This window comes from Frigoribacterium sp. CFBP 13605, from assembly GCF_014839405.1.
In the GTDB taxonomy this organism is placed as follows: Bacteria; Actinomycetota; Actinomycetes; order Actinomycetales; family Microbacteriaceae; genus Frigoribacterium.
On sequence record NZ_JACYNS010000012.1, the window covers coordinates 1 to 26,129 of the forward strand.

General features: G+C 71.6%; 24 protein-coding genes. 1 reads left to right on the plus strand and 23 read right to left on the minus strand.

Features of this window, described 5'->3' with window-relative positions; all coding sequences use genetic code 11:
* The 19 genes from IFT36_RS05010 to IFT36_RS05100 form a co-directional block, all read right to left on the minus strand.
* Window positions 1–605 (minus strand): translation initiation factor IF-2 N-terminal domain-containing protein (locus IFT36_RS05010; protein ID WP_200412578.1); only part of this gene is annotated, 605 nt, incomplete at its 3' end.
* Window positions 606–693: 88 nt separating this feature from the next.
* Complete coding sequence (locus IFT36_RS05015) at window positions 694–1,185, minus strand: YlxR family protein (RefSeq protein ID WP_307785028.1); 492 nt, start codon at window positions 1,183–1,185, stop codon at window positions 694–696.
* Window positions 1,186–1,189: 4 nt separating this feature from the next.
* Window positions 1,190–2,179 carry a transcription termination factor NusA gene (gene nusA / locus IFT36_RS05020; protein WP_056045823.1) on the minus strand — a complete coding sequence of 330 codons (990 nt, stop codon included), beginning with the start codon at window positions 2,177–2,179 and terminating at the stop codon, window positions 1,190–1,192.
* Window positions 2,180–2,342: 163 nt separating this feature from the next.
* Window positions 2,343–4,103 (minus strand): proline--tRNA ligase, encoded by a 1,761-nt coding sequence (locus tag IFT36_RS05025; RefSeq protein ID WP_200412579.1) that lies wholly within the window; start codon window positions 4,101–4,103, stop codon window positions 2,343–2,345.
* A 26-nt stretch (window positions 4,104–4,129) separates the two neighbouring features.
* Window positions 4,130–4,966 carry a hypothetical protein gene (locus tag IFT36_RS05030; RefSeq protein ID WP_056045829.1) on the minus strand — a complete coding sequence of 279 codons (837 nt, stop codon included), beginning with the start codon at window positions 4,964–4,966 and terminating at the stop codon, window positions 4,130–4,132.
* Window positions 4,963–6,057 carry a VWA domain-containing protein gene (locus IFT36_RS05035; RefSeq protein WP_056045832.1) on the minus strand — a complete coding sequence of 365 codons (1,095 nt, stop codon included), beginning with the start codon at window positions 6,055–6,057 and terminating at the stop codon, window positions 4,963–4,965. The genes IFT36_RS05030 and IFT36_RS05035 overlap by 4 nt, the downstream gene beginning before the upstream one ends.
* Window positions 6,054–7,052 carry a vWA domain-containing protein gene (locus IFT36_RS05040; RefSeq protein WP_056045834.1) on the minus strand — a complete coding sequence of 333 codons (999 nt, stop codon included), beginning with the start codon at window positions 7,050–7,052 and terminating at the stop codon, window positions 6,054–6,056. The genes IFT36_RS05035 and IFT36_RS05040 overlap by 4 nt, the downstream gene beginning before the upstream one ends.
* Window positions 7,043–7,525 (minus strand): hypothetical protein, encoded by a 483-nt coding sequence (locus tag IFT36_RS05045; RefSeq protein WP_123570222.1) that lies wholly within the window; start codon window positions 7,523–7,525, stop codon window positions 7,043–7,045. The genes IFT36_RS05040 and IFT36_RS05045 overlap by 10 nt, the downstream gene beginning before the upstream one ends.
* Window positions 7,512–8,399 (minus strand): DUF58 domain-containing protein, encoded by an 888-nt coding sequence (locus IFT36_RS05050; protein WP_192123398.1) that lies wholly within the window; start codon window positions 8,397–8,399, stop codon window positions 7,512–7,514. Before IFT36_RS05050 ends, IFT36_RS05045 begins: the two co-directional genes overlap by 14 nt.
* A gap of 5 nt (window positions 8,400–8,404) precedes the next feature.
* Window positions 8,405–9,436, minus strand: coding sequence for an AAA family ATPase (locus tag IFT36_RS05055; protein WP_200412580.1), 1,032 nt, complete (start codon window positions 9,434–9,436; stop codon window positions 8,405–8,407).
* 55 nt (window positions 9,437–9,491) lie between these two features.
* Window positions 9,492–10,151 (minus strand): methionine ABC transporter permease, encoded by a 660-nt coding sequence (locus IFT36_RS05060; protein WP_056045843.1) that lies wholly within the window; start codon window positions 10,149–10,151, stop codon window positions 9,492–9,494.
* Window positions 10,151–11,212 carry a methionine ABC transporter ATP-binding protein gene (locus IFT36_RS05065; RefSeq protein WP_200412581.1) on the minus strand — a complete coding sequence of 354 codons (1,062 nt, stop codon included), beginning with the start codon at window positions 11,210–11,212 and terminating at the stop codon, window positions 10,151–10,153. Before IFT36_RS05065 ends, IFT36_RS05060 begins: the two co-directional genes overlap by 1 nt.
* A gap of 81 nt (window positions 11,213–11,293) precedes the next feature.
* Window positions 11,294–12,217 carry a MetQ/NlpA family ABC transporter substrate-binding protein gene (locus IFT36_RS05070; RefSeq protein WP_056045848.1) on the minus strand — a complete coding sequence of 308 codons (924 nt, stop codon included), beginning with the start codon at window positions 12,215–12,217 and terminating at the stop codon, window positions 11,294–11,296.
* Between the two features lie 230 nt (window positions 12,218–12,447).
* The gene (gene ispG, locus IFT36_RS05075; RefSeq protein ID WP_171007237.1) at window positions 12,448–13,596 is read right to left on the minus strand and encodes a flavodoxin-dependent (E)-4-hydroxy-3-methylbut-2-enyl-diphosphate synthase; all 1,149 of its coding nucleotides are present in this window, start codon (window positions 13,594–13,596) and stop codon (window positions 12,448–12,450) included.
* Between the two features lie 80 nt (window positions 13,597–13,676).
* On the minus strand, window positions 13,677–15,008 hold the full coding sequence (locus IFT36_RS05080) for a M50 family metallopeptidase (RefSeq protein ID WP_199736192.1): 1,332 nt from the start codon (window positions 15,006–15,008) through the stop codon (window positions 13,677–13,679).
* 84 nt (window positions 15,009–15,092) lie between these two features.
* Window positions 15,093–16,169 (minus strand): 1-deoxy-D-xylulose-5-phosphate reductoisomerase, encoded by a 1,077-nt coding sequence (gene dxr, locus IFT36_RS05085; protein ID WP_123570223.1) that lies wholly within the window; start codon window positions 16,167–16,169, stop codon window positions 15,093–15,095.
* Between the two features lie 74 nt (window positions 16,170–16,243).
* Window positions 16,244–17,257 carry an FKBP-type peptidyl-prolyl cis-trans isomerase gene (locus IFT36_RS05090; RefSeq protein WP_200412582.1) on the minus strand — a complete coding sequence of 338 codons (1,014 nt, stop codon included), beginning with the start codon at window positions 17,255–17,257 and terminating at the stop codon, window positions 16,244–16,246.
* A gap of 36 nt (window positions 17,258–17,293) precedes the next feature.
* Window positions 17,294–17,854 (minus strand): FKBP-type peptidyl-prolyl cis-trans isomerase, encoded by a 561-nt coding sequence (locus IFT36_RS05095; RefSeq protein WP_056045854.1) that lies wholly within the window; start codon window positions 17,852–17,854, stop codon window positions 17,294–17,296.
* 74 nt (window positions 17,855–17,928) lie between these two features.
* Entirely contained in the window at window positions 17,929–18,420 is a 492-nt protein-coding gene (locus IFT36_RS05100) for an OsmC family protein (RefSeq protein ID WP_056045857.1), read from the minus strand.
* Between the two features lie 69 nt (window positions 18,421–18,489).
* Between IFT36_RS05100 and IFT36_RS05105 the strand changes: the two genes are divergently transcribed.
* Window positions 18,490–19,506 carry an asparaginase gene (locus IFT36_RS05105; RefSeq protein ID WP_200412583.1) on the plus strand — a complete coding sequence of 339 codons (1,017 nt, stop codon included), beginning with the start codon at window positions 18,490–18,492 and terminating at the stop codon, window positions 19,504–19,506.
* Here the strand turns inward: IFT36_RS05105 and IFT36_RS05110 are convergent.
* From IFT36_RS05110 to IFT36_RS05125, 4 genes are all read right to left on the minus strand, one after another.
* Entirely contained in the window at window positions 19,503–20,363 is an 861-nt protein-coding gene (locus tag IFT36_RS05110) for a hypothetical protein (RefSeq protein WP_200412584.1), read from the minus strand. The genes IFT36_RS05105 and IFT36_RS05110 overlap by 4 nt on opposite strands.
* Window positions 20,364–20,458: 95 nt before the next feature.
* Window positions 20,459–22,354, minus strand: a complete 1,896-nt coding sequence (locus tag IFT36_RS05115; RefSeq protein ID WP_200412585.1) for a zinc-ribbon domain-containing protein — start codon at window positions 22,352–22,354, stop codon at window positions 20,459–20,461.
* Window positions 22,354–24,726, minus strand: coding sequence for a transglutaminase domain-containing protein (locus IFT36_RS05120; RefSeq protein WP_200412586.1), 2,373 nt, complete (start codon window positions 24,724–24,726; stop codon window positions 22,354–22,356). Before IFT36_RS05120 ends, IFT36_RS05115 begins: the two co-directional genes overlap by 1 nt.
* The gene (locus IFT36_RS05125) at window positions 24,723–26,129 is read right to left on the minus strand and encodes a DUF58 domain-containing protein (protein WP_173150992.1); all 1,407 of its coding nucleotides are present in this window, start codon (window positions 26,127–26,129) and stop codon (window positions 24,723–24,725) included. Before IFT36_RS05125 ends, IFT36_RS05120 begins: the two co-directional genes overlap by 4 nt.

The following is a 26,129-nucleotide window of genomic DNA, read 5'->3' on the forward strand; positions in this document are numbered from 1 at the left end:
GCGGCGCCGCCGGGACGGGGCATGCTGCTGGCCGCACCGGAGCCGCCGGGACGAGGAGCACTGGGGCGCCCCATGCCCTGGTTGCTGGCGAAGGGGTTGTTGCCGGGACGAGGGGCACCGGGGCGCGGGCCGCCGGGCTTGGGACCCGCGGCGCCGGGCTTGGCGGCGTCGTCGGCCGGAGCTGCCGCGTCGTCCTTGGCTGCTGCGGCTGCTGCGGCACGCTGCGCCTCGGCCTGGGCCTGGCGCTCGGCGACCGTCAGCGGGGCGACGGGTGCGGGTGCCGCGTCGACGTCGGGCTCGGCAGCCGCCACGGGGGCGGGCGTCGGCTCGGCGACGGGAGGCTTGGGGGCTGCCGGACGGGGACCGCCGGGCTTGGGCGCCGAGCTCGCGGGCTGTGCGGCGGCACCGGCCGAGGGGGCCTTGGCGGCGGGGGTCGCGGGCTTCGCGGCACCGGCGAAGGCCTGGCGCAGCTTGCGGGCAACGGGAGGCTCGACGCTGGAGGACGGTCCCTTGACGAACTCACCCATCTCTTTGAGCTTCTCTAGTGCGGTCTTGCTGTCGATCCCCAGCTCGCTGGCGATCTCGTGTACGCGTGGTTTAGCCACAGTTCTCCTGTCTCGGGCCCTTCCCGAGACGGGAAGAGCCTTAGTTCTGGACGGGTCTCATTTCGAGCCGCTCATTAGTGGTTGCTCATTAGTTGTCCATGTGCCGTTCAGCCTGTTCTGTCGTGGCGATGGGTCGTGAAGTGGTGATCCGCGTGAGGTGGGCGCGGAGCTCGTCGACATCGGGTTCGGAGTCGAGGCGGAGTGCACGGCGGAAGGCCTTGCGCTTCACTGCCGACTCGAACGCGTCGATCGACGGCGTCAACCACGCACCCCGCCCGGGAAGGGTCGCGGTCGGATCGACCACGAGACGTCCGTTTCGGGCGACGACCCGCACGAGTGCGGATCGTGGAGCGCGCGCTCGAGTACCGATGCACGTTCTGACGGGTTCCACCTTACCCCCTCGGGTCGTCGGACGGGAGACGCCGAGGGCGAACGGCGTGGTGCGCCGGTCGCCCTCGGCCACCCGGGTTCTCGTCGGGGCGATCAGTCGTCTTCGAGGATGCTGTCGGGCTGGATGGGTCATTCCCGTGACCGGGCCGCCGACGCTGGCGCGTCGTCGACCCGGCGCGCGGATCGACATCCACTCAGTCGTCTTCGAGGATGCTGTCGGGCTGGATGTCGATCCGCGCGCCCGTGAGCTTCGCGGCGAGGCGGGCGTTCTGGCCCTCCTTGCCGATGGCGAGCGACAGCTGGTAGTCGGGGACGAGGGCCCGGACGGCCTTGGTGGAGGCGTCGATCACGAAGGCCGACGACACCTTGGCCGGCGACAGGGCGCTGGCGACGAAGGTGGGGAGGTCGCTCGAGTAGTCGACGATGTCGATCTTCTCGTCGTTGAGCTCGGTGGTGACGGCGCGGACGCGCTGCCCCATCTCGCCGATGCAGGCACCCTTGGCGTTGACGCCGGGCTCGGTCGCACGGACGGCCATCTTGGTGCGGTGGCCGGCCTCGCGGGCCAGGGAGACGATCTCGACGACGCCGCTGGCGATCTCGGGCACCTCGAGGGCGAAGAGCTTGCGCACGAGCGACGGGTGGGTGCGCGAGACCGTGATCTGCGGCCCCTTGGTGCCCTTGCTGACACCCGTGACGTACACGCGGATGCGCGAGCCGTGGGCGTACTTCTCACCCGGCACCTGCTCCTCGGGCGGGAGGATCGCCTCGACGGTGCCGAGGTCGACGTGGATCATGCGGGGGTTCGGCCCCTGCTGGATCACGCCCGCGACGATGTCGCCCTCACGGCCCTTGAACTGGCCGAGCACCTTGTCGTCACCGATGTCGCGCAGGCGCTGGTTGATGACCTGCTTGGCCGCGAAGGCCGCGATGCGGCCGAAGTCGCTGGGGCTGTCGACGGACTCGCCCACGACCTCGCCCTCGTCGTCGCGTTCGATGGCGAAGACCGAGACGTGCCCGGTCTTGCGGTCGAGTTCGACGCGAGCGACCGGGATGCGGCTCTCGGGCTGGTTCGTGTGCTTGAGGTAGGCCGTGAGGATGGCCTGCTCGATGATGCGCACGAGTTCGTCGAAGGGGATTTCACGCTCGCGCTCCATGAGACGCAGCACGCTCAGGTCGATGTCCACTGAGGGCCTCCACTATTCAGATCTGCAGGCTGCACGCACGATGGCGCGCGCAGCATCCCCCTACGGTACCCGAGAGCGGGGTGGACGGCGGACCGTCCGCGAGCTCCGCACCGCGCCTCCTCGGGGTCGTCACGACCGGGACGAGGAGGCGCGGTGCCGACGCTCAGGACGCTCGCGGGGCCGTCAGGGTCGCGACGGCCTCGGCCACGGGGACCGGCGTGCGCTCGCCCGTGCGGCGGTCCCAGAGCTCGACGACGCCCTCGCCGGCCGAACGGCCGACGACGACGATCTGCGGCACGCCGAGGAGTTCGGCGTCGCCGAACTTGACGCCGGGCGAGACCTTTGGTCGGTCGTCGTAGAGGACGTCGAGACGGTGGGCCTCGAGGTCGGCGGTGAGTTTCTCGGCGACCTCGTAGACCACGGGGTCCTTGCCCGTGGCCACGACGTGGACGTCGAAGGGGGCGACGTTGGCTGGCCAGATCAGGCCCTTGGCGTCGTTGTTCGCCTCGGCGATCACCGCGAGGATGCGCGTGACGCCGATGCCGTACGAGCCCATCGTGACCGTGACCTGCTTGCCGTTCTCGTCGAGCACCTTGAGGCCGAGCGCCTCGGCGTACTTGCGGCCGAGCTGGAAGACGTGGCCGATCTCCATGCCGCGGGCGGTCTCGATGGGGCCGGAACCGTCGGGCGCGGGGTCGCCCTCGCGGACCTGCGCGGCCTCGATGGTGCCGTCCGCGGTGAAGTCGCGGCCCATGACGAGGTCGGCGACGTGCACGCCCTTCTCGTTCGCCCCGGTGACCCAGGCCGAGCCCTCGACCACGCGCGGGTCGACGAAGTAGCGGATGCCCGAGTCGGACTCGCCGCCGAGCACCTGGGGGCCGAGGTAACCGCGGACCAGCACGGGGTTCTTCGCGAAGTCGGCGTCGCCGGCGGCCTCGACCTCGGCCGGGGCGAAGGCGACCTCGAGCCGCTTCATGTCGACTTCTCGGTCACCCGGCAGGCCGACCACGACGAGCTCACGGCGTCCGTCGAGGTGGCTGAGTGCGACGACGACGTTCTTGAGCGTGTCGGCGGCCGTCCAGGGCCCGGAGTCGCGGGACTCGTCGGCGTTGAGCTGGGCGACCAGCGAGTCGATGGTCGGCGTGTCGGCCGGGGCCAGGCGTCGGGAGGGGGCCAGGCCCTCGAGCGGGACCGTGTCGGGGACGATCGTCGTGAAGGCCTCGACGTTGGCGGTGTAGCCGCCCGCCGAGCGGACGAAGGTGTCCTCGCCGATGGTGGTGGGGTGCAGGAACTCCTCGCTGCGCGAACCACCCATGGCCCCGGCATCCGCCTTGACGATGACGTACTCGAGGCCGAGCCGCGTGAAGATGCGCTCGTAGGCGTCGCGCTGCTTCTGGTAGCTGTCGTCCAGACCGGCGTCGGACGCGTCGAACGAGTAGGCGTCCTTCATGGTGAACTCGCGGCCGCGCAGCAGGCCGGCCCGGGGTCGAGCCTCGTCGCGGTACTTGTCCTGGATCTGGAACAGGGTCAGCGGGAGGTCCTTGTAGGACGAGTAGAGGTCCTTCACCAAGAGGGTGAAAGCTTCCTCGTGCGTGGGGGCCAGGAGGTAGTCGGCGTCCTTCCTGTCCTTGAGGCGGAACATGCCGTCGCCGTACTCGGTCCACCGCCCGGTGGCCTCGTAGGGCTCGCGAGGCAGCAAGGCGGGGAAGTGCACCTCTTGGGCGCCGGCGGCCTGCATCTCGTCACGGATGACCGCCTCGATCTTCGCCTTGACGCGCAGGCCGAGCGGCAGCCAGGCGAAGACCCCCGGTGCCTGACGGCGGATGTACCCGGCACGGACGAGCAGCCGGTGGCTGGTCACCTCGGCGTCGGAGGGGTCTTCTCGGAGGGTGCGGACGAAGAGCTGGGAGAGACGTGTGGACACCCGTCCAGCTTAGGGGCGTGCCCGGGTCACCACGGCTTGCCGTCGTAGTCACCCGGGTTCTGCTCGTAGTAGCGGTCGCGGTCGGTGTCCTGCTGTTGCTGCTGCTGGCTCTGTTCGCCCTGCTGCTGCAGCTGGTCGAGCGGGTCGTCGGACTCGGCCTGCCCCTCGCCCTCGCCGGGCTCGTCTCCCCCGGCGCCGGGATCGCTGCCGTCGTCCCCTCCGGGCTGCTGCTCGTCGCCCTCGCCCCCCTGGGCCTGCTGCCCCTTCTCGTCGAGGCGCTGCTGGGCGTCGTCGAGAGGCTGGGAGGTGTCGGGCTGCCGGGGGTCCTCCGGCGGCTGGAAGCACCCCTCGGGAGCCTCGTCGACGGTCTTCGCCCCGAGTTCGTACAGCGCCTCGGCGTCGGCGTAGCGCAGTTCGAGCAGGGCGGCATCGCCCTGGGCCTCGATCGTGAGCACCAGGTTGACCCGGATGACGCACGAGATCGTGGCGTCGTCGGGGGCGAGGTCGAGTGCCGTGACGAACTCCTGACGCGCGACGTCGAGCACGCCGATCTGGGCGTAGGCGGTCCCCCGGTCGAAGTGGTGCACCCAGGGCTCGACCACGTTGGCGACGCCGAGGGGTTCGGACCAGGAGGCGCTGCGCTCGAACTCCCTGTCGCCGTACGACCACTGCGTCAGGGCGGCGAAGGCGGGCAGGCTGAGCAGCTTCAGGGCCACGAGCAGCACCACGAGCACGACCGGGGCCGACCAGAGCAGCAGCCGACGCCGGAGGCGTCTCCGGTACTGCTCGACGTCGGGCCCGGCCTCGGCCTCGTGGGCGCGGCGGATCTCGTCGACGGGCGGGGGGACGAGGGTGTCGGTCACGGGCGGACTCGCCTCTCGGGTCGTGAGGCGTCGGGTCCCGACGGCGCACCGCGCCCTCGACCGCGTCCGGCGCGGACGGGCCGTGGTGGACGGACCTCGCCCAGTGCCCTCGCCACGAGTGCGACGTCGAGGAGCAGCAGGACGAACAGAGGGATCGCGGCGATCCAGTAGAGGTCGATCAGGCTGTCGGCCCGTCCCTCGTCGGAGGCCACGGCGCCGTCGCGGACGTCCGCGACCGCAGCGTCGACGGATGTGTCGGCCGTGCGGTGCACGTACGGCACGCCGAGCTGATCGGCGATGCGCCGCAGGGCGTCCTCGTCGATCGTCGAGACGGCATCGGGATCGCCGGGCTGTGTGCGGTCCTGGATGTACTCCTTCGTCGAGTACTCGTCGCCGTAGCCGTCGAAGACGCGCATCTTGCCTCCCCGCTCGGTGCCGTAGCCGAAGACGGCACCGCCGTCGACGTCGCCGGCGGATGCCGCGAAGCTCTCGGGCTCGGTGCCGCTGGTCTGCTCGCCGTCGCCGAGGTAGTAGACGACGTTGGCCCGTTCGGGCGCACTCTGCCGGGCCTCGGACAGCCGCTCGGCCAGCAGGTCGTTCGCCTCGCTGACGGAACTGCCGCTCGAGTAGTAGGTGACCTCTTGGTTCATGGCGTCGGCCGCGGCGACCACGGCGGAGGCGTCGTCGGTCAGCGGCGTCCGCAGGACGGCGGTGCTGTCGAAGGACAGCAGCGAGAACCGGGCTCCCGCCAGCTGCGAGGTGACCTCGGCGATGTCGGCCCGCACCCCGTCGAGTCGACGCCGACCGTCGCCCCAGTCCTCCGCCGCGATGCTCGACGTCGTGTCGACCACGAAGAAGACGTTGAGCTGGGCGACCGACGCCTGCGCCGACCCGCCCGGCAGGCTCGGCCGCACGGCGACGACGAGGAGCAGGGCGACGATGACCAGACGTCGCACCCAGGTGAGAAGGGCCCGTCGTCGGCCCCGCTCGGCCACCACGCGCCAGCCCGTGAACCCGAGCAGGGCGACGGCGGCCACGGCGAGGAGCCACCAGGGCAGGACGGGCTGGAACACCAGCGCCCGGGCGATCACAGGCGCACCCGCCAGAGCAAGACGAGCCCGCCCATCGCGACGAGCAGGGCGGCGATCGCCAGGGCCTGCGGGTGGTCGGTCACCACGAGCCGTCGGGCACCGGTGAAGAGCCCCGCCTCGCGGGCGTCGATCTCGTCGACGATCTGCGGCACGGTCGTCGAGTCGTCGAGGGCGTAGTAGCCACCGTCGGTCGACTCGGCCGCGGTGCGCAGTTCGGCGGCGACCTGGTCGGCCACGGCGTCCGTGGCGTGGTCGGCGGGGTTCACCGCGTACACGCGGACGTCGCGCTCGGTCGCCAGGTCGGCAGCCTCGGTGAGCGTGAGCAGGGCCTTGCCGTTGACGTAGTTGTCGGTGGCGAGCACGACCGACTTGGGCCGCGTGCTGTCGTCGTCGCCGAACCCGAGGACGCACGACGCCAGACCGTCGCCGATCAGCGACGCACCGTCACCGAGGTCGGTGCCCGTCCAGTAGCGGGTCCCGTTCTCGCCCATGGTGTCGAACGAGTCGCGGTACTGCTCGAGTTGCGTGCGCACGAAGTCGTAGTCGTCGGTGAGCGGGAACGCCTGCACGGCCGAGCTGTCGAAGAGGTACAGCCCGACGCGTTCGCCGTCGAGCCCCTGCGAGAGGGTCGAGAAGGTGTCGACGATCTGGGAGTCGACCTCGGTCATCGAACCCGACACGTCGAGGCAGAGCATGATGTCGCGCTTGTACGACTGGGGCTCGACGACGTCGGTGCTCGAGACGCGGGCCGCGAGCAGGACGCTGATGCCGGTCAGCGCCACCATGGCGACGAGGACGACCGCGAGCGCGGCACGGTAGCGCCGGACGACGCGCTGGTACGCGGGCAGCGCGGTCAGCCGCTCGCCGTGCGCGACCGGGACGCCGAGGCGACGGAGGCGCGCTCTGTCGCGGCGCCTCCACCGCACGTAGAGCCATGCCGCGACCGCCACGACCGCCAGTGCGACCAACGGGACCCACCAGAAGATCAGCCCCATGACGACACCAGGTCCCTCGCGGTGGCGACGGCACGGGCCGGGTCGCCGGGCGCTTCGAGCCGGAAGGCCGGCGGGTAGTACTGCTCGACCGCACCGACGAGCCGGGGCAGGTTCGACTCGCGGAGGTCGGCGAGGGTCATCACGTGGGTGTCGACCCCGTTCGTCTCGTGCGCGAAGAACCGCAGGAGCAGGCTGAGCCGGGAGTGCACGCCACGGTCGTTCAGCCGCCCCGAGGAGGCGGCCGTCTCGACCTCGTCGATCAGGGCGAGGTACTTCGCCTTGGTGTCGGCGAGGGCGACCGGTCGGGAGGCCGCGCGGGCCGCCCGCTGGGCCGGAGGGAGGCGGCGGGCCGAGAAACGGATCACGAAGACGTACCAGGCGGCCACGAGCGCCAGCCCGACCAGGCCGAGCACCAGCCAGAGCACCCAGAGCGGGTACTGGTAGGGCCCGAAGAAGTCGTCAGCGCCCGACACGACGGTGCTTCTCGATCAGGGTGAACAGCCCGGGAACGACCTCGGCCTGGCTGCCGAGCCGTTGGCTGCTGATGCCGAGGGCCAGGAGCTCGCGTTCGGTGTCGCCGACGCGCCGCAGGGAGGAGTCGTCGAACTCTCGGCGGAGCTGCGCGTTCTCGCGCAGGTACGCCGGCAGTCCGGCCATCTCACGGACGTCGAAGACCTCGCCCGCCCGGCCCGCGCGCGTCATCAGGTCGGCGTCGCCGATCGTGAGCCACACGACCTCGTGCTGCGCGCGAAGACGCCGGAGCAACCGGGTGATGCGATCGTCGATCGCCAAGTCGTCGGTGACCACGAGCAACATGGAGCGCCGCCGGATGCCCCGCGCGACCCACTCGAGCACGGCCGCGAGGTCGCTCGTCGGGGCGTCGAGGTCGACGCGTCGGTCGACCTGCCGCAGGAGGGTCTCGAGGTGGGCTTCGGTCGCGCCCGCCGGGTGCGCGCGAGTGCCCGACGAATCACCCGCCACCAGTGACACGACGTCCCCGTGCTTGGCGGCGATGTAGGCGAGGGCGCCGGCCGCCATCAGGGCGATGTCTTTCTTCGATTCGCCGCTCGTGGCCGTCGCGGCCATGTTGCGACCGGTGTCCATCACGAGGACGAGGTTCTGCCGACGGCTCGCGATGTACCGCTTGACCAGCGGCTCGCCGTGGCGGGCCGTGGCCTTCCAGTCGATGTCTTTCACCTCGTCGCCCGGGACGTAGGCCCGGAGGTCGTCGAAGTCGTGGCTGCGCCCGTGGTGCACCGAGGCGTAGCCGCCCTCGAGCAGGTCGATCGTGCGTCGGTGGGCGAACAGCCCCATCTTCGTCCGGACGCGCAGCAACAGGCTGGCCACCGGCGTCAGGGGGTCTGGACGGCGCCGAACACGGCGTCGATGATCGTCTCGGGCGCGACCTCGTCGGCCGTGGCCTCGTAGTTGAGGATCATGCGGTGTCGCAGCACGGAGTGCCGCAGGTGCTTGACGTCTTCGGGGATGACGTAGTCGCGCCCGTGCAGCAGGGCGAGGGCACGGGCCGCCTGCATGAAGGCGATGCTGGCCCGGGGGCTGGCCCCGAACTCGACGTAGTCGGCGAGGGTCGCCGGGATGTACTGCTGCGGATGCCGCGTGACGTAGATGAGCTGCACGATGTAGTTGACGATCGACGCGTCGACGTAGACGCGCTTGGCCAGGTCTTGCAGGTAGACGACGTCGGCCAGGCCGATGCCCGTGGACGGTGCGGCGGCCTCGTCGTAGACGCCGCTCTCGATGCGCCGGATGATCTCGGCCTCTTCGGCGGGGGTCGGGTAGTCGAGGATCTCTTTTAACAGGAAGCGGTCGAGCTGCGCCTCGGGCAGTTGGTAGGTGCCCTCTTGCTCGATCGGGTTCTGGGTGGCCAGGACGAGGAAGGGCGACGGCAGTCGGTAGACCGTCCCCCCGATGGTCGTCTGGCGCTCTTGCATCGCCTCGAGCATGGCGCTCTGGGTCTTGGCGCTCGAGCGGTTGATCTCGTCGAGCAGGACGAAGTTCGAGTGGACCGGCCCGAGCTGGGTGACGAAGGTCGATTTCTGGGCGTCGTAGATCTGGGTGCCCGTGATGTCGCTCGGCAGGAGGTCGGGCGTGCACTGGATGCGACGGAAGCTCGCGTCGATCGACTGCGCGATGGTCTGGGCCGCGGTCGTCTTGGCCAACCCCGGGACGCTCTCGAGCAGGACGTGCCCGCCGGTGATGAGGGCGACGAGCAGGGTGTCGCGGAGTGCGGTCTGACCCACGACCTTGCGACCGAACGCCTGCGACACCGCCCCGACGATCTGCCGAGCCCGCTCGAGCTCGGCGGGCGTCACGGGGGCCGGAGCCGGCGGCGGGGTCTGGCTGGCGGTGGCGGTGTCGGTCACGCGCCCCACTGTAAACCAGTCCCCCGACAGCTCCCGTGCCCCCGGACACCACACCTCATCGCCGCAGCGCGCGCCTCGCCAGCCAGTTGCCCAAGAACTGGACGAGCTGCACCAGCACGATGATCAGCAGCACCGCGGCCCAGGTCACGACCGGGTCGAACTGCCGGTAGCCGTAGAGCAGGGCGAAGTTGCCGAGCCCGCCGCCGCCGATGTAGCCGGCCACCGCCGACATGTCGACCAGCGCGACGAAGATGAACGTGTAGCCGAGGACGAGCGGTCCGAGCGCCTCCGGCAGCAGCACCGTCCCGATGATGCGGGCCGGGCCGGCCCCCGCCGCACGTGCGGCCTCGATGACGCCCGGCTGCACGGTGAGCAGGTTCTGTTCCACGATGCGCGAGATGGCGAACGACGCGGCGAGCGACAGGGTGAAGATGATGGCCGGGTTGCCGCTGCCCGACCCGATGACGAACCTCGCCAACGGCTGGGCCGCGGCCAGGAAGATGATGAACGGGATCGGTCGGAACACGTTGACGACCACGTTCAGCACGCCGTAGACGACGCGGTTCGCGAAGAGGGCTCCGCCCCGCGTCAGGTACAGCGCGAGGCCGAGCAGAAGTCCGCCGATGCCGCCGAAGAGGAGGGTCAGGGCGACGATGTAGACGGTCTCGACGGCCGCCTGCCACAGCATCGGCTGCAGTTCGATCAGGGAGTCCATCAGCGTCCTTCCGTGGGTCGGACCGACGTCGTCGGCGAGGTGGGCAGCTCGGTCGCGTCGTCGCCCAGGTCGGAGACGGCCGCTCGGACGGCCGCGTCGTCGCCGGTCACGGCGAGGGTCAGGGTGCCGAACGTGCGTCCCTGGATGTCGTTCACGCCGCCGAAGACGATCTCGAACGACAGGCCGTGCCGCGCGAGCAGCGCGAAGACGTCGCGCTGGTCGACGCCACCCTCGGCGATGCGCACCGACACCAGGACGCCGGGGTGGCGGGCCCGCAGCGCATCGAGTTCGTCACCGTGCGGCGTGCCCGCGATGACCGTCGAGACGAACCGTTTGGTCGACGCCTGCTTCGGGTCGGAGAACACCTCGAAGGTGGGGCCGGTCTCGACGACACGACCGGAGTCCATCACGGCCACCCGGTCGGCGATCGACTTGATGACGTCCATCTCGTGGGTGATCACGACGATGGTGATGCCGAGCTCGGCGTTGACGCGTTTGAGCAGGGCGAGCACCTCGCTGGTCGTCTCGGGGTCGAGGGCGCTCGTCGCCTCGTCGGCGAGCAGGATGCGGGGGTTCGTCGCGAGCGCGCGGGCGATGCCGACGCGTTGCTTCTGACCGCCCGAGAGCTGGTCCGGCCGCGCGTGGGCCTTGTCACCGAGGCCGACGAAGTGCAGCAGGTCGCTGATCCGCCGCTGGTGCTCGTCCTTGGGTACCCCCGCCGCCTTGAGCGGGAACTCGACGTTGCCCCAGACCGTCTTCGACGAGAACAGGTTGAACTGCTGGAAGATCATGCCGATGCCGGCCCGGACCGAGCGCAGTTCGCGCTCACGGAGGCCGGTGATCTCGCGGCCGTCGACGCGGATGCTCCCGCTCGTCGTGGGCTCGAGGGCGTTGACGAGGCGGACGAGGGTGCTCTTCCCCGCGCCCGAGTAGCCGATGATGCCGAAGATCTCGCCCTCGGCGATCTCGAGGCTGACGCCGTCGACCGCGGTCAGCGGTGCGGCGCCCTTCTCACGGGGCGGGTACGTCTTGACGACGTCGGTCAGGGTGATGGCGGGCACACGTTCTCCTCGGCACGGGCGGAGGCCCGGACCGCGAGCGGATGCTGCGCGCGGTCCGGGCCGGGGTGGCGACCTGGTGGGTCAGCCGTTCTGTTCGACGAGCTTCTCGGTCTCGGTCAGCGACTTCTCGAGGTCGCTCGCGGGGATCTTCGTGATGATCGCCGTGCCACCCGAGTTGTCGACGACGCCGTCGGTGACGGCCTTGGTGTCCTGGTAGATCTGGACGAGCTTCTGGTAGGTGGCATCGTCCTTGTCTTCCGCACGGGCGGCGAAGACGTTGGCGTAGGGCACCGACGAGGGGTCGTTGGGGTCGTCCTGGGCGATGACGTCGTCGGTCGACAGACCGGCCTTCGTCGCGAAGTCGTTGTTGATGATCGCACCGGCGTAGTCGGGCAGTGACGTGGCGGCGAGGTCGGCGCTCACCGTCGCGACCTTCACCTTCGACTTCGACTCGTCGACGTCGTTGACGCCCGAGAAGATCGTCCCGCCGTCCTTCAGCGAGACCAGCCCGTTCGACTGCAGGACGAGCAGGGCGCGGGCCAGGTTGCTCGAGTCGTCGGGGATCGCGATGGTGTCACCCTCCTGGAAGTCGCTCAGCTCGGTGTACTTCGACGAGTACAGGGGCAGGGGGTAGATCGCCGTCGAACCGATCGGCACGATGTCGTTGCCGGATGCCACGTCGTACTGCGCGAGGTAGACGATGTGCTGGAACTGGTTCAGGTCGATCTCGCCGTCGGCGAGGGCGGGGTTGGGCTGCTCGTAGTCCGAGTAGTCCACGAGGTCGACCGTGATGCCCTCGTCGGCCGCGGCCTGCACGAAGTCGGCCCAGTACGGGTCGCTCGCGCCCACGACGCCGATGCGGACGGTCTCGTCGTCGCCACCGCCACGGGTGACTCCGATCGCGATGCCGACGGCGGCGAGCACGACGACGACCGCGACGATGACGGCGATCAGACGACCGGGGCCCTTCTTGGGGGCGTCGATCAGGGGGGCGCTGCTGGTCATGGGTTCCTCTCGGGGCGCTGCGGGAGCACCGCTCGGGGGTGGGCCGGGGCCGTCACGGTGCGTCGTCCATGCTGGCGGACGCCCCGGGGCGCGTCACATCGGGGCGTCACACGACGACACACGGCCCCGTCGGCCCGGCCGCGGACGCGACCACACGAAGGAGGCGCGGTGCGAGAGATCTCGCACCGCGCCTCCTGACGGGGGTCGCGTCGCCCCCGGGGTGGACCCGATCAGACGGTGACGACCTCGGGCGAGCCCAGCTCGCCGGGGGGCATCTCGGCGGCGAGACGGTTCGCCTCGTCGATGAGGGTCTGGACGATCTCGGACTCGGGAACGGTCTTGATGACCTCGCCCTTGACGAAGATCTGACCCTTGCCGTTGCCCGAGGCGACGCCGAGGTCGGCCTCGCGGGCCTCGCCAGGACCGTTGACGACACAACCCATGACGGCGACGCGCAGCGGGACGGTCATGCCCTCGAGCCCGTCGGTGACGTCGTTGGCCAGCTTGTAGACGTCGACCTGGGCGCGACCGCAGCTCGGGCAGCTGACGATCTCGAGCTTGCGCTCGCGCAGGTTGAGCGACTGCAGGATCTGCAGGCCGACCTTGACCTCTTGGGCGGGCGGGGCACTGAGGCTGACGCGGATGGTGTCGCCGATGCCCTCGCTCAGCAGGATGCCGAAGGCCGTGGCCGACTTGATCGTGCCCTGGAACTCGGGCCCGGCCTCGGTCACGCCGAGGTGCAGGGGCCAGTCGCCGCGTTCGGCGAGCTGGCGGTACGCCTTGACCATGACGATCGGGTCGTTGTGCTTGACCGAGATCTTGAAGTCGTGGAAGTCGTGCTCCTCGAAGAGCGAGGCCTCCCACACGGCGGACTCGACGAGCGCCTCGGGGGTGGCCTTGCCGTACTTCTGCAGGATGCTGGGCTCGAGCGAGCCGGCGTTGACGCCGATGCGGATCGAGACGCCGGCGGCCTTCGCCGCGGCGGCGATCTTGCCGACCTGGTCGTCGAACTTGCGGATGTTGCCGGGGTTGACCCGGACCGCCGCGCACCCGGCGTCGATCGCCTGGTAGACGTAGTTGGGCTGGAAGTGGATGTCGGCGATGACCGGGATCTGGCTCTTCTTCGCGATGATCGGAAGGGCCTCGGCGTCGTCACGGCTCGGCACGGCGACGCGCACGATGTCGCAGCCGCTGGCCGTGAGCTCGGCGATCTGCTGCAGGGTGGCGTTGATGTTGGGGGTCGGAGTCGTGGTCATCGACTGCACGCTGACGGGGGCGTCGCCACCCACGAGCACCTTGCCGACCTTGATCTGCCGCGTCTTGCGGCGCGGGGCGAGGACTTCGGGGACCTTCGGCATTCCGAGATTGACTGCTGGCACGGAGTCATCGTAAACCTCGGCGCTGGACGCCGAGTGACGGACGCGTGACCGGTGCGTCACGGGTCGCTCGCGACCGGACGTCAGCCGAAGATGTCGATCGGGTTCACGATGTCGGCGTAGGTGAGCAGGACGGTCATGCCGCCGAGGAGGATCACGATGGCGAAGGTCACGGGGATGGCCTTGGCCGTGTCGACCGGGCCCGGGTCGGGCCGGCGGAGGAGCTTGGCGAAGCCGCGGCGGATCGCCTCGATCAGGGCCCCGGCCACGTGACCGCCGTCGAGCGGCATCAGCGGCACCAGGTTGAACACGAAGAGGGCGACGTTGAGGCTCGCGAGCAGCCCGACGAGGGTGCTGATGCGGTCGACCACCGGGATCGTGTCGAGGCTGGCGATCTCGCCCGCCATGCGACCGACGCCGACGACGCTGACCGGTCCGTTCGGGTCGCGCTCGGCCCCGCCGAAGGCGGCCTGGGCCACCCCGACCAGACGCTGCGGCAGGGTGACGATGACACCGACGACGTGCGAGATGTTGTCGCCGACCGCCGGCAGCACGGCCGTCACGGGCTCGCGCACCTTCTCGTAGGCGAACCCGATGCCGACGAAACCGACCTCCTGCGTCTGGGAGCTGCCGTCGGGGTTCGTCGCCACGGCCCCGCTCGACGTCGTCACGTAGCGCTCGGACAGGGCCGGAGTCACCTGGAGCGTGCGCTCGGTGCCGTCGCGATCGACCACGACGTCGAGGGTGTCGCCGGGAGAACGCTGCAGGATGCCCGTGATCTGGTCGCCGTCGGTCACGGTCGTCCCGTCGATCGACACGATGCGGTCGCCGTTCAGCATGCCCGCGGCGTAGGCCGGGGCCTCGGGCGCGTCCGAGGGGCAGCTCGTCTCGGTGGAGCCGGCGGGCAGGACGCAGGTGCTGACGCTGCCGACCGTCGTGCTCGCCTGCTGGACGCCGAAGCCGCAGAGCAGCACCGCGAACAGGGCGATCGCGATGAGCAGGTTCATGAACGGGCCGCCGAGCATGATGATGACGCGCTTGTACACGGGCAGACGGTAGAAGGTGCGCGACTCGTCGCCCTCGTCGACGGTCTCGGCGCTGGCCGTCCGGGCGTCCTGCACGAGGGTGTTGAAGAAGCCGGTGCTCGACTGGCGCGCGCCTCCCCCGGTCCTTCCCGGGGGGAACATGCCCGACATCGAGATGTAGCCGCCGAGCGGCAGGGCCTTGACGCCGTACTCGGTCTCGCCCTTCTTGCGCGAGAAGACGGTCGGCCCGAAGCCGATCATGTACTGGCCGACCTTCACGCCGAACTTCTTCGCCGGCACGAGGTGGCCCACCTCGTGCAGGGCGATCGACACGGCCAGCCCGACGACCATGACCAGGACGCCGAGCACGAAGAGGAGGATCGTCTGCACCGGGCAAGGGTAGCCGCCCGTGCCCGGACGTCCACCGCGCCGGGGCCATGACGACGCTGGGAGCCCCGAACTGGGGCGGCGGGCTCAGCGGGCCAGCAGCGCGTCCGCCTCGGCACGGGCCCAGCGTTCGGCCTCGAGCACGCCCTCGAGGCTGCTCTCGCCCGCGGTGTGCCGGTCGACGACGGCCTCGACCACGTCGAGGATGTCGAGGTACCCGACGCGTCCCGCGTGGAACGCCAGGACGGCCTGCTCGTTGGCCGCGTTGAAGACGGCCGGGTACGTCCCCCCCGCGCGCCCGACCTGCTTGGCGAGTCGCACGGCCGGGAAGGCCTGTTCGTCGAGGGGCTCGAACGTCCAGGTGGAGGCGCGGGTCCAGTCGAGCGGGACCCCCACGCCCGCGACGCGGTCCGGCCAGGCGAGCCCGAGCGAGATCGGGAGGCGCATGTCGGGAGGCGAGGCCTGGGCGATGGTCGAGCCGTCGACGAACTCGACCATCGAGTGGACGATCGACTGCGGGTGCACCGTGACGTCGATGTGGTCGTAGTCGACGTCGAAGAGCAGGTGCGCCTCGATCACCTCGAGCCCCTTGTTGACGAGGGTCGACGAGTTCGTCGTCACCACCAGGCCCATGTCCCAGGTGGGGTGCGCGAGCGCTTCGCGCGGGGTGACGTCGGCCAGCGATTCCCGTGTCCGGCCGCGGAACGGCCCACCCGACGCCGTCAGGACGAGCCGACGCACCTCGCGGTCGGAGCCCGACCGCAGCGCCTGCGCGATCGCCGAGTGCTCGGAGTCGACCGGCACGATCTGGCCGGGGGCGGCGCGCTTCGTCACGAGGTCGCCTCCGACGATCAGACTCTCCTTGTTGGCCAGGGCGAGCGACGCCCCCGAGTCGAGGGCGGCGAGGGTCGGCGCGAGGCCGACCGAGCCCGTGATGCCGTTCAGGACGACGTCGGCCCGGACGTCGCGGACGAGCTGCACCGACTCGTCGGTGCCGAGCGCCGTGTGCTCGACCCCGAACTCGGCGGCCTGCGCGGCCACGCCCTCACGGTCGGAACCGGCGGAGAGGCCGACCACCTCGAAGAGGTCGGGATGGGCCCGGACGACGTCGAGGGCCTGGACCCCGATCGAACCGGTGGAGCCGAGGATCGTGATGCGACGCATGGGGTCAGCCTAGGGCGAGCGTCGTCCGGGCCGCCCACCGCCATGAGGCGAGCCGTGGTCGGGCGGACCGGGGGCTAGGCGACGGAGAGGATGTCGATGACGAAGACGAGTGTGTCGGTGCCCCCGATGCCGGCCGACGGTTGACCGGCCTCGCCGTAGCCCTCGGCGGGCGGGATGATCACCACGACCTGCGAGCCGACCGTCTGACCGATCATGGCCTTGGCGAACCCGGGCACGACCTGGTCGGTCGAGAACGGTGTCGGCGTGCCCTTTCCCCAACTCTGGTCGAAGACCTCGCCGGTGGTCCAGTTCACGCCCTGGTACTGGACGGTGACGTTCGCAGGGTCGGGGACGACGGGGCCGTCGCCCTTCTTCAGGACCTCGATCTGCAGGTCGGACGGCGGTTCGGTGCCGGGCGGGATCGTCACGGTGGGCCGACCGTCGTCGGCGAGCTCGATCGTCGGGAAACCGTCCTTCGGGGGCTGGGCCTCACCCGTCGCCTTGGTCGGCACGATCGAGACGACGTCCGCGACGATCACCACGGGCGTGGGTGTGGCCGCCTGCTCCCCCGCGGTCGCGGTCGTCATGTCGGCCGCCGAGGCGACGGTCACCGTGCGGCTGCCCGAGGGCACGCAGGCGATCGCGTCCACGATGCCCGGCACGTAGTAGTCGGTGCTCACCGTGAGCTGCGTGGGCTGCTGACCCTCGTCGAAACCGGCCGAGGTGACCTCGGCCCCGGTGGTCGCGTCGTAGACCGCGATGCGGACGTTGGCCACCGCACCCTGCCCGGCGACCTCGCCGCTGCCCTCGACCAGGGTGGTGCGCTGGGTCGTCGGGACCTCGAGCGGGGTGTCGAAGACGACCTCGGGCTTGCTCTCGACCTCGCCCGTGACGTCGACGCCATCGGAGAGCTCCCCGGACGCCGGAGCCTTGCAGTCACCCGCCGCGCCACTCGCCGTCGGCGACGGCTGGTCGGAACCACTCGTGCATCCGCTCAGCACGAGGACGACGAGCGGAACGGCCGCCACGGCGGCGAACCGTCCTCGGCGGACACGGGCGGACGGACGAGGAGGCGCGGTGCGGATCATCGGGGAGTCGTGTCGGGGGTCGGCGGCGACGGTCGACTAGGAGACGGCGAGGATGTCGATGACGAAGACGAGCGTGTCGGTGCCCGAGATGCCGGCCTGCGGGGCGCCGGCCTCGCCGTAACCGTCGGCCGGCGGGATGACGACGACGGTCTGCGATCCGACGGTCTGCCCGACCATGCCGTCCGCGAAGCCGGTGATGACCTGGTCGGTCGAGAAGGTGGCCGGTGCACCGCGCGACCAGCTCTCGTCGAAGATCTCGCCCGTGTTCCAGATGACGCCCTGGTACTGGACGGTGACGGTGTCACCGGCCTGGACCGTGGCTCCGTCGCCCTTGATCAGGGTCTCGACACCGAGTTCGGTCGGAGCGTCCGCGTCGGGGACGGTCACCGTCGGGCGGCCGTCGGCGTCGAGCTCGACCGTCGGGAACCCGTCCTGCGGGGCCTGGGGCTCGCCCGAGGCGCGCAGCGGGACGTCGGAGGTCGCCTGCGACGAGCTGCTCGGCGTCGCCGCATCGGAGGACCCGCCGGCGTCACCGGCACAGGCCGCGAGCGACAGGAGGAGGGCGGGGACGGCCAGGAGGGCGAGGGAACGGCGCATGGGGATCTCTCGGTCGGGGTGACGGGGGTCGTGCCGTGGGGCTCGGCGCGGCGGAGGTGCCGTGCCATTCTGCCTCACGCCGGGTCGGCTTCTCTGGACACCGCCACGACGGTGGGCTCGTGACCGACCGGGAAGGCGACCGACGCGGCGATGAAGCACTTGCGGCTCGCCTCGGCGTGCAGCTCGAGGGCGCGCTCGACCATGTCGTCGTCGGCGACGGTCACCCGGGGCCGCAGGGTCACCGAGGTGAAGCGACCACCCCCGTCGTGCGTCTGGGTCATCCGTCCCACGGCGGCGTCCTCGTACGCGACCACGACCACCCCGGCGGCCGCGGCCACGTGCAGGTAGCTGAGCAGGTGGCACTGCGCCAGTGCGGCGAGCAGCAGCTCCTCGGGGTTCCAGCGGTCCGCGTCACCGTGGAAGGTGCGGTCGGCCGACGCCAGGACGTCGTGCTGCTTGCCGGTGGCGACGATCGTGGCGTCGCGGCCGTACGAACGGTACGAGGTCGTGCCCTCGCCCCGGTCGCCCGTCCAACGGACGTCGACGGCGTAGTCGTGGTCGAGCATGCTGCCTCCCTCTCGGGCCCCTCGTCGGTGCGACGTGGTCGCGTGGCGGGCCTCGGTACACTCCCCATCATGACCGACCCCCGCCCCGCCGCGCCCTCCCGTCACCCCCTGACCGCCTCGGCCAGCGTCGAGCTGGCCGTGCTCGAGCGCTCGGGTTGGGACGAGAGCCGTCACCTCGGAGCCGGTGTCGTCGTGGACGCCGACGGACGCGAACTGCGTCGGATCGGGGACGCCGACGCGACCATCTACCCGCGCTCGTGCCTCAAGCCGTTGCAAGCGCTCACGGTGCTGCGGTCGGGGGTCTCCCTCGACGGCCCCCAGGCCGTGCTGGCCACGGCGAGCCACGCGGGCACGCCCGCCCACCTCGAGGTGGTCGAGGCGTTGCTCGGCCGGTCAGGCAGCACCGAGGACGACCTCTTCTGCCCGCCGGACTGGCCCGGTGACCGGGCCAGCGCCCGCGAGGCCACCGCGCCGCGCCGGCTCGCGATGAACTGCTCGGGCAAGCACGCCGCGTTCCTCCTCGCCTGTGCCGAGAACGACTGGGACCCGTCCCGCTACGTCGCCACCGACCACCCCCTGCAGGCCGCGGTGCGCGAGACGGTCGCCGAGTTCACCGGCGAGGCCGCTGACCACTCCGGCGTCGACGGCTGCGGTGCCCCGGTGATCGCGACCACCGTGGTCGGCCTGGCCCGGGCGATCGCGCGCATCACCGGGTCGGTCGGCGCGACCGGGTCGGGACGCGACGGCCACGCCGCGCATCTCGTCGAGGCCGTCCTGGGCGACGCCTGGGCGATCGACGGTCCCGGTCGAGCCAACACGGTGACGATCGACGAGCTGGGCGTGCTGGCCAAGCTCGGCGCCGAGGGCGTCATGGTGATGGGCACGACCGACGGCGTCGCGGTGGCCGTGAAGGTGCTCGACGGGAACGTGAGGGCCGGCACCCTGGTCGCGCTGCGCCTCCTGGTCGACGAAGGGGCCGTCGACGCCGCCGCCGCCGCTCGCGTCGTCGAGCGCACGCTCGAGAAGGTCACCGGCGGTGACGGCCTGGCGGGCCGCATCCGCCTGGGCAGCGGGGTCGACCGCTAGGCGCACCGCGCGACGTCGTCGAGCACCGACACGAAGGCGACCCGCAGGCTCTGTCGGCACGGCCGGCCGTCCTTGAGGGTGACCGTCGCTCCTCCGTCCTGACCCATCACGACGACGGTGTCGACCGGGGGTGGCTCGGCCTCGGGCCGTGCCCCGCCCGAGGTCGGCGCCCGGACCACCACGCAGTCGATCGCCGCGGCCGCGTCGACCGACGATGCCCCTGCGGCCCGGAGCTGACGGCGGAGGCCCGACGCGACGGCCTCGGCCACCACGGGTGGACCGACGACCCTCACGGCCGACGAGAGGGGCACGCACAGCGGGGCCTCGTCGAGGGTGGCCGCCTCGGCCCGGAGGCGTGCCAGACGATCGGCGAGCGGGTCGCCCGGCTCGAGGTCGTCCTCGGGACGCCCCTCGAGGACGAGCCCGCTGGAGGCGCGACCCACCCCGAGCACCAGCACCCGGGTCGGACGACGTGCGACGTCGCACTCGTCGAGCCGATCGGCCGTCGGGTACCAGTCGGCCAGCTCACGCGACCGCACCGCCCGGAGGCGCGCGACGACCTCGTCGACGTCGTCGAGGGCGGCCAGGAACCTCGACCGTTCGCGCCGTGCCGTGAGCGTCGCCCCGACGACACGGTCGACGGCCCAGCCGACGAGGACCGCGAGAGCCGTCGCGAGCGAGAGCCCGAGGACGGCAGGCGGCGCGGTCCACGGGACGAGAGCACCGCACGCGGACACGACGGCACCCGTCGACATCGCCGCCACGGGCGTCGCCGTCGGGCGGGGTCTGGCCGGCCCGGACGGCAGCCGGACGCGGGACGGCAGGACCGGTGACGCCGCGGTGGTCGAGGAGTTCATGACTCCAGTGGAGCGGAGCACCGGCCGCGGCGGGTACCGGGTGGTCGGGTCGGGGGAAGGACCGACCACCCTGCCGCGTGGGGAGGAGCCGTGGGTCAGACCACGACGAAGAACTGCTCGCCGATCTCGACCCGGGTGCCACGCGTCACGCGGACGCGGACTCCGGGATCGGCACGGCGGGGCGGGAGGTCACGAGGACGGACGACCGTCCCGTTGCCGGACCACCGGTCGCTGACCCAGAGGGCTCCGGCCTCCTGACCGAACTCCAGATGCGTCTTCGACACGGACTTGCCGGGATCGACGATGCGGACGAGCTGGTCGAAGCGCTCCCCCGGCTGGGGCGTCGGTGCACGGCCGACGAGGCCGGTCCCGTCGACCGTGATGCTCTCACCGGTGCTTAACTGCAGCACGTACTCGGTTCCGAGTGCACCACGACGGACGATCCGGGTCTCGTCGACGTCGGCGTCGTCGGGCAGGTCCACGGGCACCCGACGCGGGCGCCAGGACGGAGCCGACGACGACGTGGGAGCAGGGGGGAGGTCGGCGACGCTCGAAGTCGGAGTCGCCGCCGGTCGTTCGGCGCGGAAGCCCGGGACGTGGTCGATCGGTTCGGGTGCCGGGCGTGGCGTGTCGTCCTGCCGGTCGTCGGCGCCGTCTCGGACGGGTACGTCGTCGCCGGAGCCCGGGCCGTCCGGAGAGGTCCCGGCGTCGTCGGAGCCCGATCCGGCGCCCTCACGGTCCTGTGTGGCGGGACGACGGCGGAGGACGGACTCGTCGTCGGGTCGCCATTCGGGCGGGAGCGGGACGACAGGCCCCGTGAACGACAAGGCGACCGACTGCACGACCGCACCGCATTCGCCGCAGAAGATGTCGTCCTCGTCGATGGGTGCGCCACAGTGCGTGCACCGTTCGGGGACGACGGCGGAGCCCGGTTCGACGAGCGGTACGGGGTCCACGAGCGGTGCGGGCTCGACGAGCGGTACGGGCTCGGGGCGGTCGGAGTCGGGGAGGGCGGGCCGGGACCCGCTCGGGACCGGCGGGCGGAGGTCACGGCCGAGGGCGGCCACCGGGGCGGTGTCGCCGTCCCGCGGCCCGTCGGCCGTCGGCCGCACGAGAGGCGGCGGGCCCGCAGGAGGCGCGACCCGGTCGCCGGGGACGACCTCGGAGGAGGAGTCGGACGAGGGAGCGGACTCGTCCGGCATCACCGTCGCCTCGGGGTCGGTCGCGCCCTCGGTGTGGTCGTTCTCGACCGGCCGGGTTCCGTCAGGGGCGGTGGACGTCTCGACCTCGCCTGACCGGACCTCGCCGTCGTCGTCTCGACGTCCGTGGGACGCCTCGGCGGAGGGGGGTTCGACGGCGGTCACCACGTCGGGAGAGGACTCGTCCGATGCGAGAGGCGTCAACGACGCCGTCCAGAGCGGGGCGGACGAGGGGCGGGGCCCGTTGTCGGGGTGCTCGGAGGGCACTCGGAGCGGTGTCGGCGATCCGACCGTCTCGGGTGCCGGCGTCGCGAGGGCCCCGACGGGGCCGTCGGGGACGGCGGGGATGCCGGAGACGGTGGTGTTGCCGGGGTCAGGGGCCTTCGGGGACTCGGCCCGCGCCTCCTCGGAGGCCGTCGGGCGGTCGTCCTCGCCCGTGGGCACGACGGTTCGATCGTCGACCGGCCACACCGGGGGCTCGGGAGCCGACGCGGGCGCTTCGGACCGCGCGTGATCGACACGGGTCGGCTCGACCTCGACCCCGGGCACGCCGGTGTCGGCCTGACGGTCGCGCACCCACCACGGGGGTTGCGCATCGCTGCGGCGGGGGTGCGAGGTCGCACGCGGAGGAGCCTCGGGCAGGTCGGGCGCACTGGTGGCGTCGACGTGCTCGGCGGCGGCGTCGGCCCGACGTCGGGCAGCCGCGAGGTCTGCGCTCGAGACCGCCCGACCGCACTCGCCGCAGAACATCGCGCCGACGGGCAGGGGGCTGGCACAGGTGGGGCAGTACATCAGTCGTTCCTCTGTCGCTCGGGAGGGGTGCGCCCATGGTAACCACGCAAAGACCGGAGCGAGACCGCCGCGGCGAACCGCTGCCGCCTCGTGAGCCCGACGCCGAGGGCGTGTCTCATCTCGGCGACGGCCGTCCAGACGCGGTCGGCGTCGGACTCCGCGGGCGGGTTCGGCGAGAACACCGCACGGTCCGCCACCCGGGCGAGCACCGCAGGACGCGAGCCACCGACGACGGCGGCGACCTCGCTCCGGGTCGCCGCGGGCGGGGTGCGGATGCCGTGGTCGACCACGGCGTCCTGGAACTCGTGCCAGCCGCCGCTGATGCGGTCGGAGGGACTCGTCGCCGTCCGGCGGCGACGACGCCTCCGCGCCTTCAGGACCACGATCGTCACGAACGGGGCCGCGAGCAGACCGGCGACGAGGGCGCTCCAGCCGACGACCCGCACGACCGCCAGGACGATGGCCAACCAGGCCGGGGGCGTCTCGGGATCGTCCTGCTCGGACTGCGGCGGCGTCTGGTCGTCCCGCATCTGAGGGTCCTGGGGTGGGGGCTGGACGACGGACTCGGGCCGGGAGATCTGCGTCGGGTCCTGCACCTGGTCCTCGGGTATGGGACGTTCGGCCGGGTTCGGGTCGAGCGCCACCCAGCCGTACTGAGCGGTGTCGACCTCGATCCAGGCGGTCACGCTCGACCCCGTGACGTCGACGGGGCCCCCGTCCGTCTCGGGGGCGAATCCCATGACGACCCTCGCCGGGAACCCCAGCCGGTCGGCCATCAGCGCGGCGGCCGTCGCGTACTGCTCGGCGTCGCCGATCATGACGGGGTCGGTGAAGAGCTGGGCGATGCGGTCCGCACCGTGCCCGGATCGGCTGACGGGTTCGTCGGCGGTGACGCCGTGGCTCACGTAACCGTCCTCGCGCAGGGCGCTCAGCGCCGCCCGGAGGCGCGCCCCGGGGCCCTGGACCCCGGCGACGTCCTCCTCGAGCGAGGAGGTGAGCTCGTCCGGTACGTCCCGCGGCGTCGGCACGGTGGCGGTCCCCGGTGTGAGCGCGTCGAGTTCGTCGTCGCCGGGCTGGCGGGGCTCGACCGCGTCCAGTCGGTACGAATCGCCCTGCCGCAGTCCGCCGAGGACGGCCGCCGTGCCCGTGAGGTCGTTGTAGAAGAACGCGTCCCGCCGCGCATCCGCCGTGGGTCCTCCGAACGAGACGGATTCGAGTCGGCCGACGGTGGGGAGCCAGAGGTCGTCGTAGGCACCGATCGTGACGTCCACCGCGGTCGCCTGCCCGTCGACCCGGGATTGGTCGACGTCGGACGGCACGCGGGTGAAGAACCCGGAGGCGCTGTCGACCTGGCCGCTGCCGACGCTGTAGACGACACCGTCGTAGGTGTCGAGCGTGGCCACGCGCAGTCGTTGACCGTCACGGAGGCCCGAGACCGTGAGGAGCGTCTGGTCGACGGTGGGCTCCTGTTCGTACGCCCGGAAGCCGCTGAGCGGGCTGACGTGGTCCCGCGGGTCGAACGGTTGCTCGACGACCGTGCGCGCCACGGTCCGCGAGGTGACCGGCGGGATCGCGGCGACGGCGACCGTGCCGGCCGTCCCCGCGACGGCCAGCGTGGCGAACGCACCGACGACGGCCCGGACGGCCACCGGGCGGTGCCCGGCAGACGTCGTGACAGCACGGGTGGTGAGGGCCCCGAGCGCGATGCGACGTCGACGGAGGCGCCACCAGACGACCCAGGCGACCACCGTCACCAACACGGCGAGACCGGTGACGCGGGGCCACCAGGCCTCGCCCGGACCGAGCACGATCGCCGCGATCCAGACGACGACGGGAACGACGACGGCGAGTTCTCCGCGTCGGCTGCGGAGCGCGACGGACAGGCCGACGACCGTGCCGACGAGGACCAGCGCGAAGACCGGCACCAGCAGGGCCTCGTAGCTGCCCACCGGCAAGGCGATGGTGACGAGCTGCTTCCAGCCGAGAGCGGTCGCCGAGACCAACGTCAGGAGGCCCCGACCCGTGGGCAGCACGCCGCCGAAGGCTTGCGACGGCACGGCGAGCGGCACCCCGAGCAACAGGTACGCCACGATCGTCGCCGCGAACACCCACACGCTCGACAGCCGGAGGGCGGCGGTGCCCAGCGCGATGACCACGCCGACGGCGAAGGCGACGACGACGAGCACGACGAAGGCAGCGCTCTCGTACACCGGCCAGAAGGTCACGGTGGCGGCGCCGAGCGAGGCCGCGAACAACGCGACGACCCAGGCGACGAACGGGGCTCGCAGTCGTGACGGCCGCGCGCGGGACCGTGCGCGCGGAGCAGGCGCCGCTGGCCCCGCGGGCGTCCGGACCCCGTCGACGACGCTCATGCGCTCGCCGTTCGGGCGAGCGACTTCTGCAGGTCCTCGAGGAACCCGATGGTCAGCACGGTGAGATCGGCGATGCGCCTCATGCCGGGGACCGTCTCGGGGTCGCACACGATCGCCACCGCCTCCACCCCCAGGGGGAACTGCAGGGCTGCGGCGCGCATCTCGGTGACCGTCGTCGTGGACCCGACGACGAGGAACGCCACCGAGATCCCCACGACCTGATCACCCGCCACCCGCGCGACGTCGGTGATGGCCAGCGCCGACTCCGCCGACGTGACGACCGCGAGTTCGTCGAGCAGGCGGTTCCGGGTCAGCGTGCTCAGGGAGCGGATCTCGAGGTTCTTCCGCTTGGCGAACTCGGGGGTGGTCTCGCCGACGACGACGCTGACCTCACGCGCGTCACGGATGGCGCGAGCACCGAGAGAACCCGCGACGCTGACGGCCAGTTCGAACTCGTCGTCGTTGGCGAAGTCACCGGCCGCGAGGCTCAGGGCGATGACCAGGTGGCTGCGCCTGCTCTCCTCGAACTGCCGCACCATGTAGGTGCCCGTCTTGGCGGTCGACTTCCAGTGGATGTTCCGTCGTTCGTCGCCCGGCTGGTACTCGCGCAGGGCGTGGAACGAGATGTCGCTGGGCGAGAGGTCACGCGTCGGATTGCCCTCGAGGTCACGGATGAGACCCGTGCTCGTGCTCGGGATGCCGATGGTGCGGGGGTGCACGAACACCTCGGTGACGCCGGTCCATTCGATCTCGCGTCGGGCGAGGCCGACCGGGTCGCCTCGCACGGTGCTGACCGGACCCACGGCCACGACGCCGCGTCGGGTGGTGGGCAGGTCGAACGACTCGGCGACCTCGTCTCCCGAGCGGAGGCTCGGCAGGCCGATCTCGGCGAGCCCCGGTCCGACGGGGACCTCGACGGACACTCCGAGGATGCGGCGGGCGCTCGCGTTGCGCACCCGCACGGTGCCGGCCGCCGGGGCGCCGACGGCCACGCGCTCGTGCGGGATCTCGAGCGTGATGCGGACGGTGTTCCGTCCGACGAGAGCGAGCCCTGCGACGAGCAGCAGGACGATCGCGGCGAAGCCGACCACCACGAGCTCGGTCCAGCCGAGCAGGTAGCCGACGAGCAGCCCGACCGGTGCGGCGACGAGCATCGACCACCCGAAGGGCGTGACCACCGAGGAGGCGCTGGTGAACGCCCGGCGGACGGAACGGCGAGCCCCACGCGTCGTCCTGACCAGCAGGACGAGCAGGTCCGCTCCGATGCCGGTACGGTCGCCGACGATCCGGGTCCGGGCGTTCGTCAGTCCTTGCGTTCCCGTCGAGAACGCGGAATCGAATCGCTGGTCGGCGCCGCGGGTGCCGACCCGCGGTCGTGTCCGGCCGGCGCGGGACCCGTCCAC

Coding starts and splice junctions, on each gene's coding strand:
- IFT36_RS05070 (WP_056045848.1), bottom strand. CDS start 12,217: ATGACCAGCAGCGCCCCCCTGATCGACGCCCCCAAGAAGGGCCCCGGT.
- IFT36_RS05095 (WP_056045854.1), bottom strand. CDS start 17,854: ATGCGCCGTTCCCTCGCCCTCCTGGCCGTCCCCGCCCTCCTCCTGTCG.
- IFT36_RS05100 (WP_056045857.1), bottom strand. CDS start 18,420: ATGCTCGACCACGACTACGCCGTCGACGTCCGTTGGACGGGCGACCGG.
- IFT36_RS05110 (WP_200412584.1), bottom strand. CDS start 20,363: ATGAACTCCTCGACCACCGCGGCGTCACCGGTCCTGCCGTCCCGCGTC.
- dxr (WP_123570223.1), bottom strand. CDS start 16,169: ATGCGTCGCATCACGATCCTCGGCTCCACCGGTTCGATCGGGGTCCAG.
- IFT36_RS05040 (WP_056045834.1), bottom strand. CDS start 7,052: ATGGGGCTGATCTTCTGGTGGGTCCCGTTGGTCGCACTGGCGGTCGTG.
- IFT36_RS05115 (WP_200412585.1), bottom strand. CDS start 22,354: ATGTACTGCCCCACCTGTGCCAGCCCCCTGCCCGTCGGCGCGATGTTC.
- IFT36_RS05090 (WP_200412582.1), bottom strand. CDS start 17,257: ATGATCCGCACCGCGCCTCCTCGTCCGTCCGCCCGTGTCCGCCGAGGA.
- IFT36_RS05120 (WP_200412586.1), bottom strand. CDS start 24,726: ATGAGCGTCGTCGACGGGGTCCGGACGCCCGCGGGGCCAGCGGCGCCT.
- IFT36_RS05015 (WP_307785028.1), bottom strand. CDS start 1,185: ATGTCGATCCGCGCGCCGGGTCGACGACGCGCCAGCGTCGGCGGCCCG.
- IFT36_RS05105 (WP_200412583.1), top strand. CDS start 18,490: ATGACCGACCCCCGCCCCGCCGCGCCCTCCCGTCACCCCCTGACCGCC.
- IFT36_RS05060 (WP_056045843.1), bottom strand. CDS start 10,151: ATGGACTCCCTGATCGAACTGCAGCCGATGCTGTGGCAGGCGGCCGTC.